The sequence below is a fragment of the Chloroflexota bacterium genome (genome assembly GCA_035652535.1).
Classification (GTDB): Bacteria; Chloroflexota; UBA6077; order UBA6077; family SHYK01; genus DASRDP01.
The window spans coordinates 1-9,038 of record DASRDP010000165.1 but is presented as its reverse complement, the minus strand read 5'-3'; the positions used below and the strand labels follow the sequence as shown (position 1 = coordinate 9,038).

The 9,038-nt window shown below is 67.7% G+C and carries 7 protein-coding genes; 2 read left to right on the top strand and 5 right to left on the bottom strand.

The window, feature by feature from the left end; translation table 11 throughout:
• Positions 1–35: 35 nt before the first annotated feature.
• The gene (locus VFC51_20305) at positions 36–1,166 is read right to left on the bottom strand and encodes a zinc-binding dehydrogenase (protein HZT09374.1); all 1,131 of its coding nucleotides are present in this window, start codon (positions 1,164–1,166) and stop codon (positions 36–38) included.
• 15 nt (positions 1,167–1,181) lie between these two features.
• Entirely contained in the window at positions 1,182–2,336 is a 1,155-nt protein-coding gene (locus VFC51_20300; protein HZT09373.1) for a cupin domain-containing protein, read from the bottom strand.
• 32 nt (positions 2,337–2,368) lie between these two features.
• Between VFC51_20300 and VFC51_20295 the strand changes: the two genes are divergently transcribed.
• On the top strand, positions 2,369–4,606 hold the full coding sequence (locus VFC51_20295) for an AAA family ATPase (protein ID HZT09372.1): 2,238 nt from the start codon (positions 2,369–2,371) through the stop codon (positions 4,604–4,606).
• Between the two features lie 25 nt (positions 4,607–4,631).
• On the opposite strand, the gene VFC51_20290 is transcribed toward VFC51_20295, so the two are convergent.
• Genes VFC51_20290 through VFC51_20280 form a run of 3 tightly spaced genes read right to left on the bottom strand, consistent with a single transcriptional unit; the run spans position 4,632 to position 7,367 of the window.
• The gene (locus tag VFC51_20290) at positions 4,632–5,783 is read right to left on the bottom strand and encodes a Rieske 2Fe-2S domain-containing protein (protein HZT09371.1); all 1,152 of its coding nucleotides are present in this window, start codon (positions 5,781–5,783) and stop codon (positions 4,632–4,634) included.
• A 58-nt stretch (positions 5,784–5,841) separates the two neighbouring features.
• Positions 5,842–6,363: a chromate transporter gene (locus tag VFC51_20285; GenBank protein HZT09370.1), complete on the bottom strand. Its 522-nt coding sequence runs from the start codon at positions 6,361–6,363 to the stop codon at positions 5,842–5,844.
• The gene (locus VFC51_20280; protein HZT09369.1) at positions 6,360–7,367 is read right to left on the bottom strand and encodes a chromate transporter; all 1,008 of its coding nucleotides are present in this window, start codon (positions 7,365–7,367) and stop codon (positions 6,360–6,362) included. The genes VFC51_20285 and VFC51_20280 overlap by 4 nt, the downstream gene beginning before the upstream one ends.
• Positions 7,368–7,626: 259 nt before the next feature.
• Between VFC51_20280 and VFC51_20275 the strand changes: the two genes are divergently transcribed.
• On the top strand, positions 7,627–8,379 hold the full coding sequence (locus tag VFC51_20275; protein ID HZT09368.1) for a MinD/ParA family protein: 753 nt from the start codon (positions 7,627–7,629) through the stop codon (positions 8,377–8,379).
• Positions 8,380–9,038: the final 659 nt, after the last annotated feature.

Genomic DNA, 9,038 nt, shown 5'->3' with positions numbered 1-9,038 from the left:
ACGATGAGGACTGGAACGGTCTCACTCATGATCCGTTAATTGACCTCGGGAAGGATGCTGACGTGGATGGCGTCCGGCTCGCCGTTCCCGGCCAGCGTGTCCAGCGCGGCCCGAGCACGGCTGAGGGGGTAGGCGTGCGTCGCGATCTCGTCCATCGGGAGGCGCCCGGAGGCGATGAACTGGATGGCCAGCTCGACGGAGCGATAGGAATGACCGTTCGCCTGGATCAGCGTGATCTTCTTGCGGGGGAGCGTGCCCACATCGAGCACCTCGCGTCCGGCGGCCGCCAGCACGATGTTGCACTTCCGCTTGTGGGCAACCTTGACTGCCTGGTCCACGCACCCTTTGCCGCCGCCCGTCACGTTCACGACCACGTTGACTCCCTCGCCACCGGTCGCGTCGAGGATGCGTCCGACCGGATCCGGCTCGTTTTCGACGTCGATCGTCAGGTCGGCGCCGAGGAGCCTCGCCACCTCGAGACGCCGCCTGTCGCGGGCGAGGCCAGAGACGACGATGCACGACGCGCCGGCGGCCTTCGCCGCGATCACGGCCGCGAGCCCCTGCTGGCCTGGCCCCTGCACCCAGATCGCCTCGCCGAGGCGGATGTCGCCGTACTCATAGGCCCATTCGATCCCGTTGCTAAACGGCAAAAAGGCCGCGGCATGCGTCGGCGGGATGTGCGAGGGCATGCGGTGCACGACGGCGTTGGGGTGGACGTACAGGTACTGGCTGTAGCCGCCCCACAGCGCCGGCCAGAGGCTCAAGGGCGCGTTACCGTATCGAATCTCGCCGCCGCGCGTGCCGCAAAAACGGTAGTCGTCGGACCGGCAGTACTCACAGTGCCCGCAGGGGACGTACTCCTCCAGGCAGATGCGGTCGCCCTCTTTGACCTTCCACTTCTGGGACGCGGCCTTCCCGATCTTGTAGACGATGCCCAGGTTTTCGTGGCCCATGATGTGGGGAGCGCCGCGGGCGCCCCACACCTCGCCGGCCTCGTTCGGCTCGACGCGCGGCGCCTTCAGCCCGCTCAAATCGCTCCCGCAGATGCCGCACGCTTCCATCTTCAAGAGCGCGGCGTCGTCGGGGATCTCCTCTGGAACGGGGATCTCCCGCAACTCGAACTCGCCCGGTCCCACGTGAACCGATGCGAACGCGGTCTGCGTCATCTCATGTTCCTCCCATCAGTCCTGCGACGAATCGGACGCGTCTTCGAAATGCTCGATCCCCGCGAAGCTGGCGTACTCGAAGGATCGCGACTTGTACACGAGGATCCTTGCCGGCCTCTCGCGATCCGCGTTGAACGACTGGTGGACCGCCAGGTTCGGGATCGCCACGACGTCGTTCTCCGACCACTCCCACCGCTGTCCGTCGATCTCCTCGTAACCGTGCCCCGCGATGACGAAGTGCGCCTCGTCGCCCAGATGGCGGTGCTTACCGGATCGGCCCCCGGGAGGGATCTCCTGCAGATAGCACTCGAAGAGCTTCATTCCCGTTTGCAGCTCGGGGTGCATGGGGTGGAGGAACCAGAGCACCCGGCCGTTGCGGGTGTTCTCCCAGGTCCGCTGGCGCTGCTGAATGACCTGAGGAACGTTCTGGCGCCAGTAGCACTCCTCCTGAAATCGGCGGATGAACCACTCGTAGCCATCGGTCACCGAATGGCTGGGGACCGGCGGCGCCTCGAAGGTGCGGTTCGCCAGCGCCTGCCGCTCGGCGGTGGCCGAACGAAAGATGAACTCCACGTCGCCGCGCCGATAGCCCACCATGTCGCCGTCCGGCCCGTACAGCGGGCGCGCGTCCTCGGGCATGGTCCAGCTCTCGTGCATCTCGGCCTGCTCGCTGCTGAATCCGGCCGCCATGAAGGGCCCGTGGCCCGCCTGGCAATAGACCAGGAGCGCCGGACCCTCGTCACAGAAGTGCTGGTGCATGCACCACGGCGGCACGATCATCAAGTCGCCGGCTTCCCAGTCGTGCCGACGGCCATCGTGCACCTCGTGGCCCTTGCCCGCGTGGATGTAGAAGGGTACCTCGGCGATGTGGCGGTGGTTCGCGTTCTTGTGACCGGTCGGGATCGTCTGCATCATGACGCGCAGCGTGCCCATCGGCGCGGTCCACGGCTTGCGCTCTGCCGTCGCCGTATCGTACGTGGTGAATACCTTATGATAGGCAGACCGCGACTGCTCCCAGGGCACGGAATCGAAAGTGACCACGCGAGGGCGCTCCTCCAGGAGCTTCGTCCTGCGCGAGCGCTCTCGCCCCCGGACCTCGTCCCATTCGTGGTCCTGAACGCGCTGTTCCCGCTCGGGGGTTCGCTCGCGAACACGCTGACGAGACTGCATGCCGTGACTCCTCTCATGCTGGGGCGCCGTCCGTGACTCTACGAGGATTGCCCGTCGGTGTCAACGCCGCCACGGTCGACCCGCAACCGAGCGACTTTCGCGACGCGCGCCCCTGCGCCGCGTACGTTGGCCGCGACGTGATGGAGGCTATCGGCGCGTCCGTCGGAGACGTCGTCCGCATGACGACCATTCGCGGGCGTACCGCGCTCGCGCGCATCGTGGGCGAGCACCCCGGGATGGGCGCGGGGCGCCACGTGCGCTTCGACCGGTTCACGCGCCAGGCCCTGAAGGTTTACCCCCACGAACAGGTGGCGGTCGAACGCGCCGATCTCGGCCCGGCGACGGAGGTCACCCTCGTGCCGGCCGTCGACATCTCGATGCTCCACCTCCCGAACCTGGTCCCCCAGCTCAAGGCGTGCCTTGCAGAGGCGCAGTGTCCCGTTCGGGAGGGCATGCTGCTCTACGTCCGGCTCTCAGACGCGGGCGCGGGCATTACCTACGACGTCCACGCCGTGCGGGAGGGCGAGGGGATCATCACGAGCGGCACTGCCCTGTACCTCGAGTTCGAGCACGACCACGAGCACGGCGCCAATAGCCACGAGCACGGCGAGGGCCAGCGGGCTGCCCGCGCCGAAACCGTCGTCGATACGACGTTCGAGGACGTCGGCGGACTCACGGCGCAGATCCGCGCGATTCGCGAGTTCGTCGAGCTGCCGCTGGTCTTTCCCCAGGTCTATCGTCAGCTTGGCATCACCCCGCCGCGGGGCGTCATCTTCTTTGGCGCGCCAGGCACGGGGAAGACGCTGCTGGCGCGGAGCGTAGCCAACGAGATCCATGCGGAGTTCTTCTCCATCAACGGGCCGGAGATCGTCGGGACGTTCAGCGGGCAGACCGAGGAGAACCTGCGGCGGATCTTCGGCGAGGCCGCCTTCAAGACGCCATCCATCATCTTCGTCGACGAGCTAGACGCGATAGCGCCGGCCCGCCGCACGGCCACGACCCTCTCGGACTCGCGGGCCGTGACGCAGCTCCTCTCTTTGATGGATGGGCTGAAGCGCGCCGAAGGGGTGATGGTCATCGGCACCACGAACCGGATCGAGGCGATCGATCCCGCTCTGCGGCGGGCAGGACGCTTCGACCGCGAGATCTATTTTCCTTCGCCCGACATTCGGGGCCGCGAAGAGATCCTCCGCGTGCACACCCGGGAGATGCCGCTCGCCGACGACGCCATCGCCGCGCTCCCGGAAGTGGCGCGGCGAGCGTACGGTTTCGTCGGCGCGGACCTCATGGAGTTGGCGCGCGAGGCGGGGCTCGCGGCGCTGCGCCGCTCGGCCAGCGCCTTCATCGATCAGCCGGGCCAGATCGGGCAGCTCGCCGCGAGCCCGTCGGCGATTCCTTCCGTCGGCGATCTCGTGGTCACCGCGGATGACCTCTTCGGCGCCCTCCGCCAGATGCGGCCCGCATCGCTGCGCGAATCCATCCTGTCGTACCCATCGGTGACGCTCGCCGACGTGGGCGGTCTCTGGGACGCGAAGCGCCGCGTGTGCGAGCTCATCCAGCGTCCCCTGGAGCACCCTGACCACTTCACGCGCCTCGGCCTCAGCACGAGCGTGGGCCTCCTGCTGCACGGCCCGCCGGGGACCGGGAAGACGCTGCTCGCCAACGCCATCGCGCGCGAAACGGGCGCCAACCTGATCTCGATCCAGGGTCCCGAGCTGTTCAGTCAGTGGTTCGGCGAGAGCGAGGAGGCCGTCCGCGATCTGTTCAACCTCGCGCGGCGCGCCGCGCCGTGCATCGTGTTCTTCGACCAGCTCGACGCCGTGGCGCCCAGGAGGAGCGACCTCGAAAACGAGGGGACGCGCGCGCCCCAACGAATCGTCAACCAGCTGCTGACAGAGCTGGACGCGATCGATCGGTCGAGCCAGGTGATCGTCATGGGCGCGACGAACCGCGTCGAGATGGTGGACCCGGCCGTGCTGCGTCCCGGGCGCTTCGGCGTCCACTTGCTGCTCGACCTGCCGACCGAATCGGAGCGCGCGGAGATCCTCCGCATCCAGCTCCGCGACGCGCTCCTGGACCCCGCCGTCGACGCGTCAGCGCTCGCCGACGAGATCGCCGCGCGCACGAGTGGCCTGTCGGGCGCGGACCTGGCCGCGTTGTGCCAGGCGGCGAAGCTGCACGCGCTGGATGCGGCGGGATATGCCGGCGAACCGCGGCTCACGAGGGCGGATTTCGCGGCGGCGATACCGACGCGGGACGCGAGACCCTGAGCTGGGACGCGGCTGCGCGCGCGGACTAGACGCCCGCCGTCGCCTCGACGCGGTCCGGCCGCCGCCAGGTCGTGAGCGGCTGGCCCTCCGCCAGCGCCCGCAGCTCCCGCGCCCACAGACGGCGCACGAGCAGGATGCCCGCGTCCGATCGACCGAGCCGCTCGTTCGCGCGATCCGGGATGACGCCCTGCCCCACCTGCGCCACCGTGTCCTGCACGCCGACGATGTATGGCGGCTGCCCGATGTCGTCCACATGCAGCTCACCGGCGAGCATTCGGCGCGCCAGCTCGTTCACCGGTGGCGGCTCGCCGGCCCGGGCGCGTTGGCGCTCCTCGTACGCTGGGGCCGCCTCGCCCGCCACGTGCACGAGGTTTACGTTCAAGCTGAGGTGCTGCTCGTCGTCGATGGGGACGCGCCACGCGATGGCGTCGGTCCAACCGGACGCGCCGTCGGCGGGCGATCCCTTGATGTGGAGGATGTTGGGCATCATGTGGTGGGTGAGCCGAACGCCGGTCGAGCGCGTCGCTCGGCACACAAGGCCGTATTCGGTCTCCTCGGCGGACACGATCGGAACGTCGACGAGGCCATGGTCCGTGAACGCCGACCGTCGGTGCACGAAAGCGACGTGGGACGGGTCGACGCCGTTCTCGATGCTGTTGAAATAATTGCACGGCCGAACGTAGCTGCCCGTCGTTCTGACCCCACCCGCCTCGAAGTCCGGATATCGCGGGAGAGGCGGCGGCTCCCCTGCGCCGAAATACGCAAAGATGAGGCCGAGATACTCCTCGACCGGGTAGCTCCGGATCCGAATGCGCTGGCAGAAGGGGTCCGGCTCCGCCGGCTGCTCGACGCACCTCCCGTCCGGGCCGTAGCGCCAGCCATGGTAGAAGCACCGGATGTCATCGCCCTCGACCCAGCCCGTCGAAAACTGCGTTCCGCGGTGAGCGCAACGGAAGGCGACGCAGTGGGCCCGCCCGCCTTCACCACGATACAGCGTGATGTCCTCGCTCATGATGCGTAGCGGCTTCGCGCGACCGGGCGCCAGCTCGCCGCTCATCGCGACCGGCTGCCAGAAACGGCGGAGGTAGGCGCCCGCGAGGGTGCCCGGGCCCGTGTGGGCGAAATCGGTGTGGTCCCTGGTACTGAATCCTGTGCCGCGGCTCTGCGCCCCGTTCATCTTCGCCTCCGGCATAGCGCGGCCTCGCATGGAGGGCCCTCGCGCCAATTGTAGTGGGCTATCGCAGAAAGACGGCGCCCACGACGCCGGAGGCCAGAATGACGACGGGCGTTGGGATGCGCGTCCGCCACAGCGCCGCGGCCGAGATGAGGGCGATGAGCGCCGTGGGCACGTCGATGAGGGTGGCGCGGCCAATGACGTACGCGGAGGCGAAGGTGAGGCCGATGGCGACCGGGATCAGCGCGTCGCGGATCGCGGCGGGCCACGGCGACCGGCGCAGCCGACTCCAGAGACTGATGACCGCGAGCCCGATGGCCGCGGTCGGCAGGATGAACCCGACTGCCGCGGCGACGGCGCCGGGGACTCCGGCCGCCTTGTAGCCAATCGGAACGACGAAGAGCGTGCCGGGCCCTGGAGTCAGGTTCCCGATGGCATACGCCTGGAGGAACTGGGCATGCGTTAGCCAGCCTCGCGCGACAGATTCCCGCTCCATTTCTCCCAGAAGCGCGGTTCCCCCGCCGACGGACATGAGGCCTAGCTTGGCGAAGAGCAGGAAGACCTCGACGGCTGCGGCACTCATCGGTCCGCCTCCTTTCGCCTCCGCCGGGGGGTATTCGCGGCCAGCGACAATGCCCCCGCGCCGATCAGGACGAGGACGAGGTCTACCCTTAGCAGGCCGTATGCGATGAAGGTTGCGAACGCGGCCGCTACCCCATACCTGGTCTTGCGACTCGTGGGCGCCGTCTTCATGGCCGAGAAGACGAAGAGCCCAAAGCCCCCGGCCGATACCCCGTGGATCGCGCCGTTTGCCCATGGTGGGCGCTGCACGTCGAAAAACAGCATCGATAGGACGATCGCGCCCAGGATGCCGGGAAGGATGTAGGCGCCGACGGAGAGCGCCGCCGCCGCGCTGCCGCGCAGCATGTGGGCCATGAACATCGCCGTACCAACGCCCGCTGGTCCGGGAAGCAGCCGGCCCAGCAGCAATCCCTCGAGCCAGTCCTCCCGCTGGAGCCAGTGGAGCCGGTCGACCAGCTCGTCCTGCAAGTACATGGCGCTTCGCCCGCCGATGCTGATGCTCCCAAGTTTGACGAAGGCGAGGACCAGCCTCGCGATGCTGACGTGCGGCACCACCGGCGCCGCGACCGCGGCCGGGGCGTAGATGGTGCTCAGCTCCGCGCCGAACTGGGCACGGAAGCTCTCCAGTGTGGCGGGCTGGTCGAGGCCGAGGGCTTGGCAGAGTCGAGGCGCCAAACCGGGATTGAATGGGTATTTGGACGCCAGGGCCCGCGCGAGGCCCGCGCGCACCCGTGGGTTGTCCGGCACGAGCGACGCCCATCGCTCCGCGTGGTCCTCGAGGTTTCGCAGGGTCGGGGTGTCGCGAATGATTCGGGCCCGACGAAACGCCTCGATGAAATCGCGCTCGCCCTCGGCCGCGGCCCACGCGGCGGCCGTGGCGCTCATCTCGTCCTGGCGCCGGGCCTCTTCTTGGAGACTGAGCTGCTCGATGGCGAAGAGGAGCGCACGGACCTGCTGCGCGGGCAGGCCGGCCAGCGCTTCCTCGCGACTGATCAGCTCGGACATCGCGACTCCCGCCAACGATCGCGCGGCTCTCTGCTCCGCGACGGTCCTCCATCGCGCTGGCCTCGTGCGAGAGCGCTGAAAGTCGACACTGCCCCGATGCCGAGGGTACCCTCGCGAGATCGCATCGATTCATCACCGCCGAGTGGACCGAGCAGATGGCGTAGGATAGCATTGACCGCCAAGCTATGCGACTCGTCCGCGGCAAGACTGGGCGCAGCGGTTCACAGCGCGCGAATTGCACGTACCTGAAAGGGAAGGCATGGCCCAGATTGTCGCCGTTCATTCCTTTCGCGGTGGGACCGGCAAGTCCAACACCACCGCGAACATCAGCGCAATGCTCGCGGCGAGCGGTCAGCGGACCGCGGTCATCGACTGCGACATCCAGTCGCCAGGCATCCACGTCCTGTTCGGTCTGGGCGGCAAGCAGCTCCAGCACTCCCTCAACGAGTATCTCCGCGGAGAGTGCAGTATCGAACAGGCGGCTGTGGACGTCGCCGCCAATGTGGGGCTGGCGAATGGCTCGTCACTGCACCTCATCCCATCGAGCCTCAGCGGTGGCGAGATCGCACGCGTAATCCGCGAGGGCTACGACTTCGCCGTCCTGCACGAGGGCCTCCTGAAGCTCGTCGAGCTCCTACGGCTCCACGTGCTCATCATCGATACGCACCCGGGGATGAACGCGGAGACGCTGCTCTCCCTCGCCACGGCGGACGTCCTACTCCTTGTGATGCGCGCGGACGAGCAGGACTACCTGGGCACGGCCGTGGCCGTGGAAGTGGCGCGCCAGCTCGGCGTGCCGAGGATCGAGATCCTCGTGAACAACGTTCCCCTCGCCTTCGACCCCGCTGCAATTCGGCGGCAGGTGGAGCAGGTTTACGGCTGCCACGTCGCCGCCGTCATTCAGCACAACAGCGACATGCACGCCCTCGCGAGCGGCGGCGTCTTCTCGACGCGCTACCCTGATGACCCGCTCGCGGCGCAGTATCGGGAGCTTGCCGCGTCGCTCGCGTGAAAAGGCGTAGACGGGCCCGAGGTCGGCGAAGATGCGGGCGAAGGCAGCAAGCACGATCTCCTGGATTTCACTGAGATCGAACGCCTCGAAGAGGTAACGCCTCTGGTGCAAACCAAGGTCGCGCCCGTCGCGCCAGTTCTGATAGAGCATCGCGCCGGGCACACCCCGCTTCACCCACCAGGCGACGCGAGGCGCCATGCTTCGGTCTCCAAACTCGAGCGCCGCCAAGAGCTGGCGTTCGGTGGCGCCGGGAAACCCGAGCCAACCATTCAAGATCCCATCCGGGTCGACTCTTGTCTCTACGTCCACCTGTCGAAGCGCATCTCGGTTCCAGGCGTCTAGAAACTTGCTCCATAGAAACTGGGTCGCGCCTCCGGATCCCCGCGCCCCCTGATCGCCCCTAGCCCTCCGTCACCGACCCTTCGTCCAGTCCGACGTCGAGGCGCGCAATCGCGACGCGGCCATTCGCTACTAGCCCGTCGAGGCGCTGGAGGAGTTCGTGATAGGCATCCAGTTCAGCGTCGCCAGCGTCCACGTGCCAGACGATCCTGTCTCCTTCGAGATCAAGCTTTCCCATCCATGCGAATCCTCGACCCCCGAATGCACCTCGGAAACCAAGCGTGTACCATTCCGAAAGTTCTTGACCGAGAATCGCAAGA